Origin of the sequence: Streptomyces sp. NPDC006923 (genome assembly GCF_040635655.1) — a bacterium.
Classification (GTDB): Bacteria; Actinomycetota; Actinomycetes; order Streptomycetales; family Streptomycetaceae; genus Streptomyces.
This window is the reverse complement of the sequence record NZ_JBEYIF010000002.1, coordinates 138603-156490: the sequence shown is the minus strand read 5'-3', so window position 1 is coordinate 156490 and position 17888 is coordinate 138603. Positions and strand designations below refer to the sequence as shown.

General features: G+C 70.2%; 8 protein-coding genes. All 8 read right to left on the bottom strand.

Annotated features, from left to right (window positions below; translation table 11 throughout):
* Window positions 1–202: 202 nt before the first annotated feature.
* Entirely contained in the window at window positions 203–1543 is a 1341-nt protein-coding gene (locus tag ABZ707_RS04060) for an LLM class flavin-dependent oxidoreductase (protein ID WP_360167352.1), read from the bottom strand.
* 23 nt (window positions 1544–1566) lie between these two features.
* On the bottom strand, window positions 1567–2436 hold the full coding sequence (locus ABZ707_RS04055; protein ID WP_360167349.1) for an ATP-binding cassette domain-containing protein: 870 nt from the start codon (window positions 2434–2436) through the stop codon (window positions 1567–1569).
* A complete protein-coding gene (locus ABZ707_RS04050; RefSeq protein WP_360167346.1) occupies window positions 2433–3323 on the bottom strand; it encodes an ABC transporter ATP-binding protein in 891 nt (296 codons plus the stop codon). The genes ABZ707_RS04055 and ABZ707_RS04050 overlap by 4 nt, the downstream gene beginning before the upstream one ends.
* Window positions 3323–4210: an ABC transporter permease gene (locus ABZ707_RS04045; protein WP_360167343.1), complete on the bottom strand. Its 888-nt coding sequence runs from the start codon at window positions 4208–4210 to the stop codon at window positions 3323–3325. The genes ABZ707_RS04050 and ABZ707_RS04045 overlap by 1 nt, the downstream gene beginning before the upstream one ends.
* 2 nt (window positions 4211–4212) lie before the next feature.
* Entirely contained in the window at window positions 4213–5241 is a 1029-nt protein-coding gene (locus tag ABZ707_RS04040; protein WP_360167340.1) for an ABC transporter permease, read from the bottom strand.
* A 33-nt stretch (window positions 5242–5274) separates the two neighbouring features.
* Window positions 5275–6849, bottom strand: coding sequence for an ABC transporter substrate-binding protein (locus ABZ707_RS04035; RefSeq protein ID WP_360167337.1), 1575 nt, complete (start codon window positions 6847–6849; stop codon window positions 5275–5277).
* A gap of 814 nt (window positions 6850–7663) precedes the next feature.
* The gene (locus ABZ707_RS04030; protein ID WP_360167334.1) at window positions 7664–11104 is read right to left on the bottom strand and encodes a CARDB domain-containing protein; all 3441 of its coding nucleotides are present in this window, start codon (window positions 11102–11104) and stop codon (window positions 7664–7666) included.
* 373 nt (window positions 11105–11477) lie between these two features.
* Window positions 11478–17843 (bottom strand): type I polyketide synthase, encoded by a 6366-nt coding sequence (locus ABZ707_RS04025; protein WP_360167331.1) that lies wholly within the window; start codon window positions 17841–17843, stop codon window positions 11478–11480.
* Between the last annotated feature and the right edge of the window lie 45 nt (window positions 17844–17888).

The window sequence follows — 17888 nt, the reverse complement described above, 5'->3', positions numbered from 1 at the left end:
CGTGGCGGGAGTAAGCACACCGCACACCGCACAGCGGGGGCGGTACCGGTGGCTGTTCGCCGGTCGCACGTCCGCGGTGATGTGTTTCCGTACGCGCGGTGAGTGTTCCGTCGCCCCGGCCGCACCGGTGTCGCGGTGCGGACCGGGTCCACGGCGGCGGCGCGGACGCCGCGGGCGGTGAGGTCTCCTGCGCCGCCGGTCCTCAGCCGTTCACGAGCCGGGGCCCGACGGTGTGGCGGTTGGCCGGGACGGGCAGGCCGAGGTTGGCGCGCAGGGTGTCGCCGGCGTACTCGGTGCGGAACAGTCCGCGCTTCTGGAGGATCGGGACGACGCCGTCGACGAAGAGATTGAGGTCGTCGTCGGTGCGGAAGGCGAGGTTGATGCCGTCGAAGGTGCCGGCGTCGAACCACTGCTCGATGGTGTCGGCGACTGTCTCCGGCGCCCCGACGAACGGCGAACGGCGGAACTGGCTGATGGATTCCGCTACTTGACGTAGCGTCAGCCCTTCGGTCCTGGCCCGGTCGATGATCTTGGCGGCTCCCGTCCGGCCGCCCTTCTCGGCGAGGTGGGCGACATCCGGGAACGGCGCGTCCAGGTCGTGCCGGCTGAAGTCGTACGCGCCGAAGGAACGGCCGAGCAGGGCGAGGTTGCGGTCGAAGTCGTTGTCCTCCTCGAAGATCTCCCGCTCACGGCGCCTGGCGTTCTCGTCGGTGGCGGCGACGACCGGGCCGCCATGGATGAAGATCTTGATGTGTTCGGGATCGCGGCCGTGGGCGGCGGTGCGCCGCTTGATGTCCGCGTAGTAGTCCCGCGCCTGCTCCAGGGTGCCACCCGGCGCGTAGATGCCCTCGGCGACCTGCGCGGCGAGTTCGCGGCCCTCCTCGGAGACCCCGGCCTGGAAGATCACCGGCTGGCCCTGTGGCGAGCGGGAGAGGTTGAGCGGCCCGGCGATCCTGAAGTGCTCGCCCTCATGGTTGAGTTCGTGCAGCTTGGCCGGGTCGAGGAAGACATCGCGGGCCACGTCGGCCGGGAACGCGTCGTCCTCGTACGAGTCCCACAGGCCGCGGGCGACCTGGACGAACTCCAGGGCGCGGCCGTAGCGGGTGGCGTAGTCGAGGTGTTCGTCGAGCCCGTAGTTCCTGGAGGTGCCGGTGTCGAAACTGGTCACCACGTTCCAGCCGGCGCGGCCACCGCTGATGTGGTCGAGCGAGGCGAACCGGCGGGCGAGGTTGAACGGCGAGTTGTATGTCGAGCTGGCCGTGCCGACCAGGCCGATGTGCTGGGTGTGGGTGGCGACCGCGGAGAGCAGGGTCAGCGGCTCCAGCCGGTTGAGGTAGTGCGCGGGGTAGGTGGCGTTGATGAACTGGCTGTCGACGATGAAGAGGGCGTCGAAGAGCGCGTGTTCGGCCGCCTGGGCCTGCCGGATGTAGTAGTTGATGTCGATGCTGGCGTTCTTCGCGACACGCGGGTCTCTCCAGAGGCCGTGCTGGCCGGGGCCCCCGACGCCGTACGGATGGAGCGCGAGGTGGATCGTGCGGGACATGGCTCTCCCTGTTCGTGGTGGGTTCAGGTGTGCAGCAGTGCGCGCAGCGCCTCGCGCTCCGCGCGGTCGGCCGGAGCGCTGCGCAGTGTGGGCGCGGAGCTGACGAGCAGGCGTGTGTAGACATGCTGGGGCCGGTTGATGATGTCTTCGGCGGCGCCTGCCTCGACCAGTTCGCCCTGGTACAGCACGGCGATGCGGTCGGCGATCCCGGCGACGGACCCGAGGTCGTGGGAGATGAAGACGAGGGCCACCCCGTCGGCGCGGAGCTCCTTGAGGATCTCCAGCACCTGGACCCGGTTGGCGGAGTCCAGGGCGCTGACCGGCTCGTCGAGGATGATGAGCCTCGGTCGGGTGACCAGCGCCCGCGCCACCGCGGCCCGCTGGCGCTGTCCGCCGGACAGTTCACCGGGCAGCCGGTCCAGGAGGTCCTCCGGGAGCCGGACGCGGGCGAGGAACGAGCGGACCCGCCGGGCCGCTTCCTCCCGCGGGACGCCCTGGATGAGCAGCGGATCGGTCAGGGAGTCCTCGATGGTGAGGTCGGGGTCGAGGCTGCGCAGCGGGTCCTGGAAGACGTACTGGATCACGCCGCGGCGGCGCAGGTCGCGCCACTGACGGTTTCCGTAGGCGCTCACGTCCTCGCCGCCGATGACGATCGAGCCCGTCGAGGCGCGCACCAGGCCGAGGGTGGCGCGGGCGAAGGTGGACTTGCCCGATCCCGTCTCGCCGATCACCCCGACGGTCTCGCCGGGCGCGACGCTCAGTGAGACTCCGCGCAGGGCGCGGCGCCGCCGCCGGCGCAGGCCGTAGTGGACGTCGAGGCCGGTGACGTCGAGGACCGGGCCGGGAGGCTCCCCGGTGCCGGCCGGCTTCTTGTCCGGCTGCTCGGTGGTCACGACGCCCCCTTCAGTGTGCGGAACTTCTCCAGGCCGTACTGCTCGTGCTCGGCGATGAGGAGCCGGGTGTACTCGTGCCGCGGGGTGTGGAGCACCGCACGCGTCGGGCCGTGCTCCACGACCTGGCCCTGCCGCATCACCAGGACCTCGTCGCACAACTGGGCGACGACGGCCAGGTCGTGGGAGACGACGACCAGGGCGAGGCCGGTGCGTTCGCGCAGGTCCGCCAGGAGGTCGAGGATCTCGGCCTGGACGGTGACGTCGAGTGCCGTCGTGGCCTCGTCGGCGATGAGGATCCTCGGGCCGGCGGCGATCGCCGCCGCGATCAGGACGCGCTGGAGCATGCCTCCCGAAAGCTCGTAGGTGTACTGGCTGTAGACCAGCTCCGGGTCACGCAGGCGCACCGCCCGCAGCAGTTCGAGGGCGCGATGGCGTGCCGGGCGTCGTTTCAGTCCCTTTTTGCTCCGGATGACCTCGACGATCTGCGGACCGATACGGATCGAGGGATTGAGGTACGACGCGGGATCCTGGAAGACGGCGCTGATCACGGCGCCGCGCAGGGCCGTCCACTGCGGCCCGGTCAGCTCCGCGATGTCGGTGCCGTCGATCTCGACCGAGCCGCCGGCGATCTCGAAGTGCGGGGGCAGGATGCCCAGCGCGGCGCGGCAGGTGAGAGTCTTGCCGCTGCCCGACTCGCCGACGATGCCGACGACCTTGCCCGGGGTGAGTTCGAAGCTCACTCCATGGACGATCTCGCGGTCATTAACCCGGTCGGTGATGCGCACATCGCGGACGGCGAGCACCGGTGAGGTCACGGAGGGGGCGTCGGCTCGGGGCAGGACGCTCCGGGGTTCCTCCGGGGCGATGTTCTTGGACAGTGTTGTCATCACGCACCTCCGGTGGGAGCGGCATCGGCCTTGTCGAGTCGGTGGGCGCGGGCCCTGCGGTTGTTGACCAGTGCGCGGCCCGCCTCACCGGAGACGTCCCGGATCGCGTCGGCGAGCAGGTTGCCGGCCCAGACGGTGACCGTGATCAGCAGTGCCGGGGCGAGCGGCGCCCAGGGCCGGTGGCTCAGATAGCCCAGGTCCGAGGCGAGCAGTCCGCCCCAGGTCGGCGCGGGAGGTTCGACGCCGATGCCGAGGAACGTCAGGCTGGAGACGATGATGAAGCCGACACCGATGGTCTGCGCGAGCGCGACCGCGATCGGCGGGAGCACCTTGACCCAGACATGGCGCCGTACGATCCAGCCGATGGAGGCGCCGGAGATGAGCGAGGCTTCCACGTACGGTGAGCGGGCCACGCCGAGTGTGGCGGCGCGGGCCACCCGGTAGAAGAGCGGGGAGACCAGCGCGCCGGTGACAAGCATCGCCTGGGTGAGGCCATTGCCGAGCAGCGCGATCACGGCGACGGCGAAGAGCAGGAAGGGCAGCGCGACCAGTGTGTCGGCCAGCCGGAGGGTGAGCCATTCGAAGGCGCGGCCCAGATAGACGGACAGGATGCCCGGAATCGCTCCCACGACCAGTGCCATCAGTGCCACTTCGAGCGAGCCGAGCACACTGACCCGGGACCCGTCCAGCAGCCGGCTCAGCACGTCGCGGCCGAGGTGGTCCGTGCCCAGCCAGTGGGCGCCAGACGCGGCGGCGAGCGTGTTGTCGCCGGTGGCGAGCGGATTGTACGGAGCGAGCAGCGGGCCGAAGACCGCGAGCAGGGCGATCACGGTGAGAATCGCGACGGCGATCCGGCCGGAGGTGAGGGCGAGGATGCGGCGGACCATGGTCATACTCCCCTCTGGGAGGCCGGCGTCACACGCGCCAGCACCAGGTTGACGATCAGGTTGAAGACGACGACCAGGACGATCGACACCACGAGGACGCCCTGTACAGCGGGTACGTCACCGGCCTGGGCCGAGTCGTTGGCGAATCTGCCGAAGCCCTGGAGGCCGAAGATCCATTCCGTCACGACCGAAGCGCCCACCAGCGAGGGGAACTTCAGGCCGAGCGTGGCAAGCGCCGGTCCGAGGCCGTTGCGCAGCACATGGGCGAAGAAGATCCGTCGGGGGCTCAGCCCTCGCACGATCGCGCCCGTCACATAGTTCTCGCGGTAGGCGCCGATGAGACTCGTACGCAGTTGACGGGCGACGTCGGCGATGACGTCGAAGCTCAGCGCGACGGCCGGGAGGGTGATGTGCGCGAGCCAGGGACCGATCCCCTGCCGTGCCGGAACGTATCCGGCGGCGGGGAAGAGATGGAGTCCGACGGCGAAGACGGCGGCCAGGACAATGCCGACGACAAACGCGGGCATCACGGAGATCAGGGTGACAAAGCCCGTGATCGCCCGGTCGATCCAGGTGGTGCGCCGCAGCGCGGCCACCGTACCGAGGGCGAAGCCGACGACCACACCGATGACCAGTGCGAAGGTCGCGACGGAGAGGCTCACACCCAGGCCGAGACCGATGAGTGTGGAGATGTCGGCGCCATTGGTCCAGCTCGCGCCGAGCTGTCCGTGCAGGACACCGCTGAACCAGTCCCAGTACTGGACCAGGAAGGGCCTGTCGAGACCCCACTGGGATTCGACACGCGCGATCGCCTCGGGAGTCGCCTCCTCGCCCAGTTGGATCCGCGCCGGACTGAGCCCGCTCAGCGAGCGCAGCGCGAACGTCACGAACGTCGCGACCAGAAAGACAGGCACGAAGATCGCGACCGACCTGGCGAGGGTGGCGAGGACGCGGCCCAGCATGTGGTGTGTCCTGGCCACCGCGACCCCGCGACGGCGGGCGGGCGGAGCCGGTACCTCGGTCGTCGTCATGAGATTGCCTCCTCTCTGTTCCGTGGTGGACGGTCAGTTGGCGCCGGAGATGGTCACGCCGGTCCAGTCGATGTGGGCCGGGTTCGCCGGCAGCTTCGAGATCGACGTGCTCTTGGCGATGAGGTTCGGCGAGGAGTACGTGAAGACCAGCGCCTTGCTCTGGAGGCCGGCCCGGGTCGCCGCCTGCAAGACCTTCGCGTAGTCCGGATCGTCCAGCGGGGTCTGGCGCACCTTGGCGATGGCCGCCTCGAAACCGGCCGGTTCGTAGGGCGTGCTGAGGTTCAGCGGGCCGTTGGGGCCGAAGTGGGCGGTGAGGGTCTGCGCCGCGGAGTCACGGCCCGTGGTGCCGTAGAGCGAGAGCGTCAGGTCCTTGGCGAAGAACGGCGTGGCCCAGTTCTTGTCGATTTTGATGCGGACGGTGATGCCGACCTTGGCCAACTGCGACTGGACGATCTCGGCCTGCGGGTCCTCCGAGGGGATGACCAGGTCGAGCTTGATGTCCCCGGCCCGGTGGCCCGCCTCGGCGAGGAGCTTCTTCGACGTCGCCGGGTCGTACGGGTAGGCGTTCTCCGACTCCGGGTCGTAGGCGACATAGCCCTTCGGGAACGGCTGGTCGGTCACCTCGCCGTAGCCGAAGGTCAGTTTGTCGACGAACTCCTGACGGTTGATCGCATGGCGTACGGCGTCGACGACCTTGTCATTGTCGAACGGCGCCTTGTTGATGTTCAGGCTGATGTTCGAGGCGTTGAAACCCGGCTGTACGAAGACGTCCAGGCCGGCCTTCTTGGCGGCGTCCGCCTGACTGGGTTCGATGTCAGCGAAGTTGTAGACGCCGGTCTCCAGGCCGGAGACCACCGTGGAGGCGTCGGGAGCGGAGGTCAGCTCGACATCGCTGATGTGGATGTTCTCGGCGTCCCAGTAGTCCGGGTTCTTCTTGAGGACCGCTTTGGTGCCCGGTATCAGCTGTGTCACGGTGAACGGCCCGGCGCCGACCGGATGCTGGTCCAGCTTCTCCGGGGCGGCCGCCGCCTTGGGGCTGGCGATCTGCAGGACGCGTTCGCCGAGCAACTGCGGGATCTGGTAGTCGACCTGGCTGAGCCGCAGGACCGCGTCCAGGCCGTTGGCCTCCACCGACTTGATCGAGGTCAGGTCACCGAAGAGGGCCGAGTTCCGCTGCTTCTTGGCCCGCTCGATGGCGGCCTTGACGGCCGCTCCGTCGACCGGCTCACCGTCGCTGAACTTCAGGTTGGGGCGCAGATGGAAGGTGATCCGGTCCCCCTTGGCGTTGTACTCCCAGCTCCTGGCCAGGTCCGGAACGGCCTTGCCGGTCTCGTCGGTGCGGGTCAACGAGGCGTACACCAGCGAGAGTTCGCGGAACTGGGCGCCGCTGCCCCCGACCACCGGGTCCCAGTGGGCCGGGAAGTAGGACGAGGTCCACTTGAGTGTGGCGCTGCCGCCCGAGGAGACGGCGTCGCCGCCGCAGGCGCTGAGCGCGGGGACGAGCAGGGCGAAGAGCGCGGTGCCGAGGACGGCGGGGCGCGGGCGGCCGGTCCGGCGGGCGGATCGGAGGTCCAGTCTGCGGCGGCGGGGCATGGGTCGTCCGGACATCTCTTGTTTCTTCTTTCCTTGTTGGTCCCGATCCGTGTCAGGGCAGCGGGTCGGGACACGAGGGCTGACTCGTAGCCCGCGCGGGACGGTCGGCCCGTACGTCGGTGGGTATGCCGAAGGGGCCTCGGTGCACACGCCGGGCACACCACGCTCGGGTGGGTGGCGTCGACGGGTTCGCGGGGGCGGACCAGGAGGCGAGGGAGAGAAGGCGACGCAGCGCGGAAGTGGGGGCGCGGTACGTCGGGCGCGGTTCAGCCGGACGGCGGGCGTCAGGCGCCTGCGGGCCGTGGGCGGCCGGCGGTCAGCGACAGAGAGCGCTGCAGGTGCGCCGCAGATCCACGTAGCGGCACACCACACCGGGGTGCGTCGTAAACATGCTGCACATCTTGGTGGCGGCGGTCAGCGACTGTCAATGGACACCTATTGGTGTCTCATTGGGCGGGACGGACTCGGCCGCAGATCAGGGGCTCGCGGGACGGGAAGGCGGCCCGGCCGGACGCGTGGAGTCCTGCCGGGCCGAGGAACCGCCGACGGCACCGGTGGTACGCGCGGAGGCGCGCACCGCCGGTGCCGTCAACGAGGGGGAGTGGTCGCGAGCCGGGTGTCAGCCGCGGGTGGCGATGTAGTCGTCGGCGTCCGTGGAGTAGGCAAGGTCCTTGATCGGGCCGGGGAAGAGATGCGCCTCTTCCCCGGCCCGATCTGTTGTTTCACTGTGGTTCAGCGGTCAGGGCCACGCCGGCCCAGGACCTGAACGTCCCGGATCAGCTCCGGCTCCGCGACGTCCGTGCGGAGCCGGCCGACGCCGGTGTGGATCTCACCGCCGTACGCCGGGGAGCCGGTCCTGTTCCCTGGCCGCCGCCGCGCCGCCCGTGATCACGAAGCTCGACCCCGGTTGGGTGACGATATTGCCGTCCGCCGAGTTGGTGATCGTCACATTGGTCAGCGTGGCGCTGCCACGAGCGCCGCTCATCGCGAGGATGCCGGCACCGTTGTTGGACTTGTCGATCTTCACATTGTTGATCACGACCCCTGGTACGTTGCCGCCACCCGTCTTGAACTGGATGCCGTCGAAGGTGGAGTCGTGGATCTCGGTGTCGCGGATCGTGACTCCGGGGATGTCTCTGCTCTGTGCGAAGAGTGTGATGGCGCCGAACTCCTGATCCTCGTTCCAGAAGGCGCCACCGGTGCGGTGGAGGGCGTTGTTGGCGATCAGTGTCTGCCCGGAGAAGGGCAGCGGGTCGTGGTCGGTCGCCAGCATGATGCCCGGGTAGTTCGCGGTGTCGTAGACCAGGTTGTTCTCGATTTTGTTGCCGTAGCCGCCGTACACCGCGATGCCGGTGGCACGCCAGGGAAGCTGGATGGTGTTGTTGGTGAACTGGTTGTCGTGCGCGACGTCGACGGACGTGTCCTTGACGTACCGGTTGGCCCAGACCGCCAGCGAGTCGTCGCCGGTGGTGCGGAACGAGGAGTTGAAGACCCGTGAGTTCCGCGTGCCGTTGGTGAAGTTGATGCCGTCGGCGTAGGTGTCGCGGATGCGCATGCCGGTGAACTCCAGCCCGTCGGCGGGGCCCCACAGCTCCGGGATGTTGTCGTAGTCACGACCCACCCAGACGCCCACGTTGGCGTGCTCGATCCACACGTTGGCGATCTTGGTGTTTTTGCCGAACCGGCCGTTCAGGGCCACTCCGCCCTCGGCGCCGCCGGGGCCGCCGCGGATCCGGCCGGATCCGAAGATCGCGATGTCGGAGATCTGGGTGTTGTTGTCGATGTCGAAGCCGAAGTTGCCCTCGTGCGGGTGGTTGATGCTGCCCACGGCGAGGTGCGGCTCGGTCAGAGTGTAGAGCTGTGAGTGCCACATCCCGGCGCCGCGGATCGTGACATTGCTGATGCCGACCTGGTTGTACTGACCCCGGTTCAGCGGGTCGTCGGTCAGGATCTTCTTCTCCTGCCGCCACTGCCCCGCCGGGATCCAGACACAGTCGATGACATCGGTCTGGTTGTCCGTCACCGCCCGCTGGATGGCCGCCGTGTCGTCGATGCCGTCGTCGGGCACGGCGCCGTAGGCGGTGATCGATGTGCACTCGGCCGGCTTGCTGGCCGGCGGTGCCACCTGTTCGAGGTCGATCAGGTCGATGATGTAGAAGGAGGCGGTGTCACTCGCGTCGCGCTGGAGCTTGAACGTGGTGCCGGCCGGATACGTGGTCGACAGCAGCGCGTTCGATTCGTCGAAGAGGCGGCGGGCGTCGGCCTGAGGCGTGTTCGTCAGTGCCTCGGGACCGTCCGTGTCGCCGTACAGCCAACTGTGCTTCGAGGAGAGGTTCAGCTTCCGGACGAAGGTGTCATTGGCGTAGAGGCTGATGGTGGCCTCGATGCCGCCGCCGTTCGGCGCGTCGGGGATGGAGTTGCGCACCACGATCGAGTTGGTCGGGTTGGTCGAGGTGAACTCGACGAACTGGCCGGTGCTGTTGAGCCGTACCGACTTACGGCCGGAGGACTCGGTGGCGAAGTTGGTGTGGCCGAAGGTGCGCTCGGCGTCGGTCTCCAGCAGGGTGCCCTGGTACCGGCCGGCCTCGGCCTCGTACTCGACGTACGGGACCGCCGCACCGCGTCCGACCACGATCGCACGGGAGAACGCGTTGTTGGTCTCGTTGGTCTCGGTGACGACATTGGTGGCGTCGGCCGTGGCGACGAGGGTGGCGCCGCCGTTTGTGGCGGTCCAACTGCCGTTGACACTCACTTGGGTGGTCGCGCCGGCGGCGACCGACGGGGTGTTGGTGTTGAGGGTGGTGCCGCCCACCGTCAGGCGGGTGACCGTGGTGGCGCCCGACGCGGTGGTGCCGCGGTTCTTCACCGCCACGGTGAACTGGACGGCCGCCCCGGCGGCCGGGTTCTGCGGGGTGGACTCGATGCCGAGCACCTGGAGGTCGGGACCGGGGCTCTGGCCGACGACCAGTTGCCCGGTCGCGGTGAAGCTGTTGTTGTCGTTGTCCTGCTCGACGACGGTGTCGGTCGGGTCCACCACGGAGGTGACCCGGTAGCTGCCCTCCGCGCGCTTGCCGATGGCGACCTGGACCGTGGTCGAGGCTCCCGCGGTGAGCGCGCCGACCGGAGCGCTGCCCGCGACCGCGCCTCCCACGCTGACATTGACCGTGGTCGGTCCGGAGGGCGCCGTACCCACATTGCGTACGGTCGCGCTCACCGTGGTCGAGTCGGTCTCGACCGGAGCGGCCGGGGTCCAGGACAGGGCCGTGACGGTGAGGTCGGGGTTGGGCGCCGGGACTCCGAAGACCTGGAGTTCGGCCACCTGGCCGCCGGTCGCGCCGGTGTTGCTGAAGATCTGGAGCTGTACGTCGGAGGCCCGCCCGGTGACCGGAATGCGCACCGAGTTCTGGTTCGTCGAGGGGTTGAAGGTGTAGTTGGCACGGGCCGCCAGCGAGGTGAAGCCGGTGGCGCCCTGGGCGCGGCCGAGCACCTGGATGTTCTGCGTCCGGGTCCCCCACGCCGCGTCGGGGTTGAGCTTGACCACGACCGAGCTGAGGTCGGCGTCGGCGCCGAGCTTCGCGGTCAGCGTCGACGGGTGTCCCGCGGACTCCCAGTAGGTGTTGATCTGGCCGTCGTTGGCGTTGGGCGCGACGAACGAGAAGACCGAGGAGGACGCGTCGATCGGCTTGCCCCGGGCCAGGTCGGAGCCCTCGTCCTCACCGCCGTTCCCGCCGTCGTCCCCACCGCCGTCGCCGTCGTCCGTACCGAAGATCCCGAACTCGGAGATCTGCGCGGCGGGCCAGCCCGTGTTGCCGGTGATGTTCAGCCGTACGTACCGGACGCTCGCGGAGGTGAAGTCGATGGTGACGGTGTTGGCCGTGCTGGGGTTGAACGTCCGCCCCTGCGACGCGGACAGGGTGCTGAAGCTGGTGCCGTCGGTGCTGCCCTGCACGCTGATGGCCTGCGTGCGGGCTTCCCAGGTCGTCGGCAGTCTGAGTACCACCTGGTCGACCCCGACACTTCTGCCGAGGTCGATCTGGACCCAGCCGGGGAAGCCGTTGGACGGCCCTTCCCAGTAGGTCTGCTGGTTGCCGTCGCTGACATTGACCGCGGGATGACTGCCCTCGGATCCGCTCGCCGAGGCCGGCCGGCTCAGGGCGAGGTTCGGGCGGTCGGCGGCGGAGGCGGCGGACAAGGGCAAAAGCCCGACGGCCATTAAGCAGGCCATGACTATGCCGGTGATCAGCCGCCGGCTGAGCTGCTTCCGTTTCATGGTGTCCTCTGTTCGGTCGGAACGAGAGAGTGCTGGCCCTCAGGACCGGGCCGGCCCCGCTCGACGCGCCGGAATCGCCGTCTCGCGGGTGCGCGACGGCGGGACGTGCGTTGTCGGTGCGCCGGACCGGGGATGACGGACGGCCGTTGGGGTCGTGAAGCAGAGCGGTGGGACTGCAGCAGGCGGCTCGGGCTCCTGCCATGTAGTTGCAGGCGGACTCTAAAAAAATTGAGCCAGTTGCCTATTTTTTTGCGAGTCACAGGTAACAATCATGTCATCGGTTTGTCAACAGTTTCCACACGCGGAACGGACCGGCTGGGTTCTCCCAGCCGGTCCGTTCCGTCGCGGAAAGATCATTCACAGGGCCGGAGCGTCACCTGCTCGCGGCGGACTGGCCGGTGTCCTCCAGTTCCAGGCCCATGCGGTCGGCGAGGCCGGCGGCGAGCGCGGACAGGGTCGGGTGCTGCCAGACGAAGTTGCCGGGCAGCTTGACCCCGAGATCGGATTCGAGGCGGACCCGCAGCTCCGTCGACAGCAGCGAATCGAAACCCAGCGCCTTGAGCGGTGTCCCGGGATCGAGGGTGGTGCTGCCCAGCCGGAGAATCGCGCGGATGTGCTCGCCCAGATAGCCCTCCAGGGCGGTACGCCGGGCGATGCCGGGAGCCAGGGCCCTGAGGCGGGCCTGGATGTCCGGGGAGTCGTCCGGCTCCGCACCGGCGGGTTGGTCGCCCGGCGCGAAGAGGCTGAAGAAGGACGCCCGCCGCCCCGGGGGAAGGATCCAGGTGTCCGGCTCTCCGGGGATCACGCCGGTCTGGACGCGTCCGTGACCCAGGAGCGCGTGCAGCGCCAGCAGTCCCTTGTCGGTCGGGATCGTCCGGTACCCCCTGCTGCTGAAATCGGTGGCGACACCGGTCTCGCCCCACGGGCCCCAGTTGACCGCGAGAGTGGGCAGACCCTCGGCGGTCCGCCACGCGGCGAACGTGTCGAGCCAGGAGTTGGCGGCGGCGTACACCGCCTGTCCCGGGTTGCCCAGCAACGACGCCATGGAGGAGAAGACGACGAACCAGTCCGGGGTGTGCCCGGCCGCGGCGTTGTGCAGTCTCCAGGCGCCCGTCACCTTGGGCGCCCACACCCGATTGAGCTGGTGGTGGCGGACATGGGTGATCGCGGCGTCTTCGAGCACCATGGCGCAGTGCACGACACCGCGCAGCGGCGCCCCGTCCTCGGTCGCGGCGGCCACGAGCCGTTCGGCCGTACCGTCCTTGGCGATGTCGCCCAGGACGACCGTGGTCCGCGTACCGCGGGCGGACAGCTCCCTGATCTCACGCGCGGCGCTGAGGGAGGGCGGCGTGCGGCCGTTGAGGACGATATGGCCGGCGCCCTGATCGGCCAGCCAGCGCGCGGTCGCCAGACCGAGGCCGCGCAGACCGCCGGTGACGACATAGGAGCCGTCGGCGTGCACGACGGGCGGTCCGTCGGGGAGCACGGCGGTGGTCTCGCCGTCGTCGGGGACGGTCAGGACCAGCTTGCCGGTGTGTCCCGCGCGGGCCATCAGGCGGAACGCCTCGGTGGCCTCGGAGAGCGGGAACGTGGTGCAGAGCAGTGGCTTCAGACGCCCTTCCTCGAATGCGGCGAGGACCTCACGCAGCATGGCCGCGAACGCCTCGGGGCGGGTCCGCTGAAGCTCGATCAGGTCGACGGTGCTCATGGTGATGTTGTGGCGGAACGGGCCCAGCCCCACGGGCGCGTCGGACAGGATGTCGCGCACGCCCAGCTCGACAAAGCGGCCGAAGGGCCGCAGGGTCTCCAGCCCCGCGCGGATCGCCGCCCCCGACAGGGAGTTGAGGACGACATCGACGCCCTCGCCGCCGGTGGCCGCGCGGGTCTGCTCGGCGAAGTCCAGCGAACGGGAGTCCATCACCCGGCCGATTCCGCTGCCGCGCAGATACTGCCGCTTCTTCTCACTGCCGGCCGTCGCCAGCACCTCGGCGCCGAGCAGCCTGGCCACGGCGACCGCCGCCAGTCCGGTGCCTCCGCTGGCAGAGTGGATCAGGACCCGCTCCCCGGCGCTGAGCCGGGCGACATGCCGCAGCGCGTACCAGGCGGTGAGGAAGGCCGTCGGCAGCCCCGCGGCCGTGACGGGATCGATGCCGGCCGGAATCGGGGCGACCGCGGTGGCGGGAACGGTGACGAACGAGGCGAAGGCGCCTCCTTCGAGATGGACGGCGAGCACCTGGTCCCCGGCCCGAAGACCCTCCACCCCGGGCCCGACCTCGGTCACCACTCCCGCGCACTCGAAGCCGATCCGGTACCGGACGTCCTGCTCACCGGGGAGCAGGCCCATGGTCGTAAGGACATCACGGAAGTTGACGCCCGCGGCCCGGACCCGCAGCTCCACCTCGCCGGGGCCCGGTGTCCGCCGTCCGGTCGCGGTGAGTTCCAGACTGTCCAGGTCGCCGAGGCGGCCCGCGCGGAGCCGGAATCCGTCCACCCCGTAGCGCACGGTGCGGGTGGTGGCTCTGGCCTGTTCGGAGGCGGCCAGCGGAGCGTGATCGAGCCGTGCGATGTGACGCGTGGAACCGCGCAGCGCGACCTCGTCCTCACTTCCGCCGGTGAGCAGTTCCTCGGCCAGATGCCGCAGGCCGGTGCGTCCTCTCTCGGTGTCCACCAGCGTGGCGCGCATCCCCGGCTGCTCGAACGCCAGGACGCGCACCACTCCGCGCAGGGCGCCCTGTTCCAGGTCGACGGTCTCGCCGGCCACCACGGCGCGGGCGCCGCGGGTGACCGCGTACAGACGCGGCGGACCGGCACTCTGGGCGATCGCCTGGGCGATGCTGAGCATGCGCCGGGCTCGCCGCCGGCCGCCCACGGTGGGGTCGTCCGGGGCCCCGGCGGAGCCGCCGCACAGCATCACCACGGCGTGGGACGGATCCTGGCCGGGCGCCAGGTACGCGCCGACGGAGTCGCTGAGCTCTTCGAGCCGCTCGTCGCCCAGTGGCAGGTCCCAGACCTCGGCCCGGGCCCCCGCCTTGTGCAGGAGGGCGGCCAGCGCGCGGGCCTCGCCGTCTCCCTCTCCGACGATGAGCCATTTCCCGGCAGGGACCCGCTCCGCGTTGTGCGGCCGGGGGACCTGGTGCCAGCCGGCCTCCAGGAACCACTGATCGACCCTGTCGTCCTTCTCCGGGCTCCGGCGCGCGAACTCCACACCGTCGACGGCCATCACCGCCTTGCCCGCTTCGTCGAGGAGGCGGACATGCCCCGTGGCGCTGTCGGCCGTGGTCTCGGTGATCCGCGCGTGGCAGTACACGGCGGTCGCGGGATCGCCCAGCACGCGCACCGTGCGCATCCGGACGGGCAGGACCAGCCCCTGGCCGGCGTCCTGGACCGCTCCCGCGACCAGGAGTTGCAGACAGAGGTCGACCAGGACGGGGTGGACCAGCAGGGAGTGCTCGCCGGCCGGCGCGGGCGGCGGAATCCTGACGCGGCCCCAGTAGCTCTCACCGTTCTGGGAGGTGTGCAGATCCGTGATCCCGGCGAATGCCGGACCGTGCTCAAGCCCCCGGGCACGCAGATTCGTGTAGAGGGTGGCGGGATCAACGGCGACCGGGTGTCTGTGGGCCAGAGCGGCGACGGACGCCGCGCGGGCGCGCGGCGAGGTGGAGAGGCGGCGCAGTACGGCCCCGGCGTGTGTCACCCACTGGCCCTCGTCGTCGCGTCCGAAGATCTCGCACAGGGCATGGTCCGGGGCGACCATGGTCACGGTCGTGGTGAGGTCGGTGTGTTCGGCCAGCCGCAGCATCTCCTTGAACGAGACGTCGGTGACCTCCACTTCGGTGGGACCGGCCCCGAACACCTGGCAGGCGGTCGTCAGCGCGACGGTGTAGTAGGCGGCACCGGGCAGTACCGGTGCCCCGTGCACGCGATGGTCGCTCAGCCAGGGCAGCACGGCGGTTCCGGTGTCGGCCCGCCAGTGGTGACGCACCCGCTCACCGGGGACCTCCGTATGGCGGCCCGGCAGTCCGGTGGCCGAGCCATCGCTGCTCTCCGCGTCGGGAGCGGCCGACGGCACAAGGTCCACCCAGTGCCGCTTGCGGTCGAAGGCGATGGTCGGAACGTCCGCGAGACCGGCCCCCGCGTACAGCGGAGACCAGTCGACGTTCGCTCCCGCGCAGTGCAGCGCGGCGAGCTGGGTACGGAAGGTGGTGGACTCGTCCTCTTCGCGGCGCAGTGTCGGGAGCACGACCGGCTCGTCCACCAGATCGCGCAGACTCTGGCCGATGGCGTGCGTGACGACCGGGTGTGGAGACACTTCGACGTATATGACGTTGCGGTCGGCGGCGGCAGCGGCCACCGCGGAGAAGAAACGGACCGGGTTGCGCAGATTGGCGCACCAGTAGGCGGCGTCGAAGGCCGGCGCCTCGTGCGGGTCCGCCAGCACGGTCGAGTAGAAGGGCACCTCAGGGTGACCTGGCGTCAGATCCGCCAGCGCCACGCGGAGTTCCGGCAGCAGCGGCTCCACCTGCGGACTGTGCGACGCGACGTCCACCGCGACCGGCAGCGCCGGGACACCGCGCGCCTCCCAGGCGGCGACGAGCCGGGCCACCTGCGCCGGTTCGCCGGCCACCACGGTGGAGCCCGGCGCGGCCAGTACCGCCACCGAGACGGAGTCGGCCCCGCTCGCCGCGAGTTCGGCCTCCACCGCGCTCCGGTCCAGTCCCACGGTCGCCATGACACCGGCACCGGCGATCCGGGTGAGCAGCGCGGAACGCCGGCAGATGACCCGGGCGCCGTCCTCCAGGGACAGCGCGCCGGCCACGACCGCGGCCGCGACCTCTCCCATGGAGTGGCCGATGACGCCCGCCGGTTCGACGCCATGGGCGCGCCAGGTGGCGGCCAGGGCGATCTGCAGGGCGAACAGCACCGGCTGCACCCTGGCGCATCCGGTGACCGGTTCACCGGCCCGCACGACCTCCAGCACCGAGAATCCGGCCTCGGCGGAGATGAGCGGGTCGGCCTCCGCGAGCGCCGCCGCGAACGCCGGTTCGCGCTCCAGCAGGCCGCGCCCCATGCCGGGCCACTGTGAGCCCTGGCCCGAGAACACCCACACCGGCCGCCGGGAGACGGTGACACTGGACGCTCCGGACACCACGGCCGGGTGTGCCCGGCCCACCGCGAAGGACCGCAGCGCGTCGACCGTCTCGCCCCGGGTACGGGCGACCACACCGAGGCGTCCCCGCCCGGCGCTGCGCCGCAGGGCCAGCGTGTGCGCGACATCGCGCAGCGGCACGTCCGCTCCTTCGCCCTCCAGCCAGTCCGCGAGGCGCAGTGCCGAGGCGGGCAGCACATCCGGGGATCCGGCCGGCACCAGGACCACCTCGGAGGTGGCGGGCGAGGCCCGCCGCGGCCGTGGCACGACGGTGCGGCCACCGCTCACCGGCGCCTGTTCCAGGAGGACATGGGCGTTGGTGCCGGAGAATCCGAAGGAGGAGACGGCGGCCAGTCGTGTGGCCGTCTCCACGGGCCACGGGGTCAGCTCGGTGGGCACGAAGAAGCGGGTGTTCTCCGCGTCGATCGCCGGGTTCCAGCGGGTGAAGTGCGGATTGGGCGGGACGAGCCCGTGCTGGAGACAGAGGACGGTCTTGATCAGCCCGGTGATCCCGGCGGCGGGTTCGAGATGGCCCAGGTTGGTCTTGACCGACCCGAGGGCGCACCGACCGTTGCCGGTGCCGTACACCTGCGCGAGGCTGGCGAACTCGATCGGGTCACCAATCGGTGTTCCCGTGCCGTGGGCCTCGATCATCCCGAGGTCCCGCGGGTCGACTCCGGCGCGTGCGAGCGCCTGTTGGAACAGCGCCCGCTGGGCGGTGGGGGAGGGAGCGGCCAGACCGTCGGTCCTGCCGTCCTGGTTCACCGCCGAGCCCCGGACGACGGCGAGGACGCGGTCGCCGTCCTCCACGGCGTCGGCCAGGCGCTTGAGGACGACGGCGCCACAGCCCTCACCGCGGACGAAGCCGTCCGCCGCGGCGTCGAAGGTGTGGCACCGGCCTGTGGGCGACAGCATGCCCATCCTGTCGAAGGACCGGGTCGTCCTGGGCCGCAGCATGAGCGTCACGCCGGCGGCCAGAGCCACGTCGCACTCCTTCTGGAGCAGGGCCTGGCACGCCAGATGGAACGCGACGAGCGAGGACGAGCAGGCTGTGTCGAGCGCCACGGCGGGCCCGCTCAGCCCCAGCAGATAGGAGATACGGCCCGCGGCGACACAGTGCCCGTTCGTCAGAATCGAGCCCTCCAGCTCCTGCGGCTGCCCGGCGAGCCGGTCCATGTAGTCGTTGTAGCTGAGGCCGGTGAAGACGCCCGTCGCGGAGCCGGCCAGCCGGTCCGGCGGCAGCCCGGCGTGTTCCAGCGCCTCCCAGGCCACCTCCAGCAGCAACCGGTGCTGGGGATCGAGGACATCGGCCTCGCGGCCGGAGACTCCGAAGAAGTCCGCGTCGAAACTCGACACATCACTCAGGTATCCGCCCCGGGGGAGCGGCGTATGCCGGCCGGGGGTCTGCGCCTCGCTGTCCCGCGCCCACAGCGCCTCGCGCGCCGGCGGGGGCGCGCCCACCGCTTCTCGTCCCTCCGCCAGCAGCCGCCACAGAGCGGCCGGAGAATCGACGTCGCCGGGAAGCCTGCAGCCCATGCCGATCACGGCGAGCGACGCGGTTGTCTTGCCGGTGGGATTCCTGTGTTTGCCCATGGGAGTTCTCCTTGTCGGTTGAATACACACAGGAGCGAGAGGCCC

Excerpts from the sequence above, each read along its gene's own strand:
- ABZ707_RS04060 (WP_360167352.1), bottom strand. The coding sequence starts at position 1,543 with ATGTCCCGCACGATCCACCTCGCGCTCCATCCGTACGGCGTCGGGGGC.
- ABZ707_RS04050 (WP_360167346.1), bottom strand. The coding sequence starts at position 3,323 with ATGACAACACTGTCCAAGAACATCGCCCCGGAGGAACCCCGGAGCGTC.
- ABZ707_RS04045 (WP_360167343.1), bottom strand. The coding sequence starts at position 4,210 with ATGGTCCGCCGCATCCTCGCCCTCACCTCCGGCCGGATCGCCGTCGCG.
- ABZ707_RS04040 (WP_360167340.1), bottom strand. The coding sequence starts at position 5,241 with ATGACGACGACCGAGGTACCGGCTCCGCCCGCCCGCCGTCGCGGGGTC.
- ABZ707_RS04035 (WP_360167337.1), bottom strand. The coding sequence starts at position 6,849 with ATGTCCGGACGACCCATGCCCCGCCGCCGCAGACTGGACCTCCGATCC.
- ABZ707_RS04030 (WP_360167334.1), bottom strand. The coding sequence starts at position 11,104 with ATGAAACGGAAGCAGCTCAGCCGGCGGCTGATCACCGGCATAGTCATG.
- ABZ707_RS04025 (WP_360167331.1), bottom strand. The coding sequence starts at position 17,843 with ATGGGCAAACACAGGAATCCCACCGGCAAGACAACCGCGTCGCTCGCC.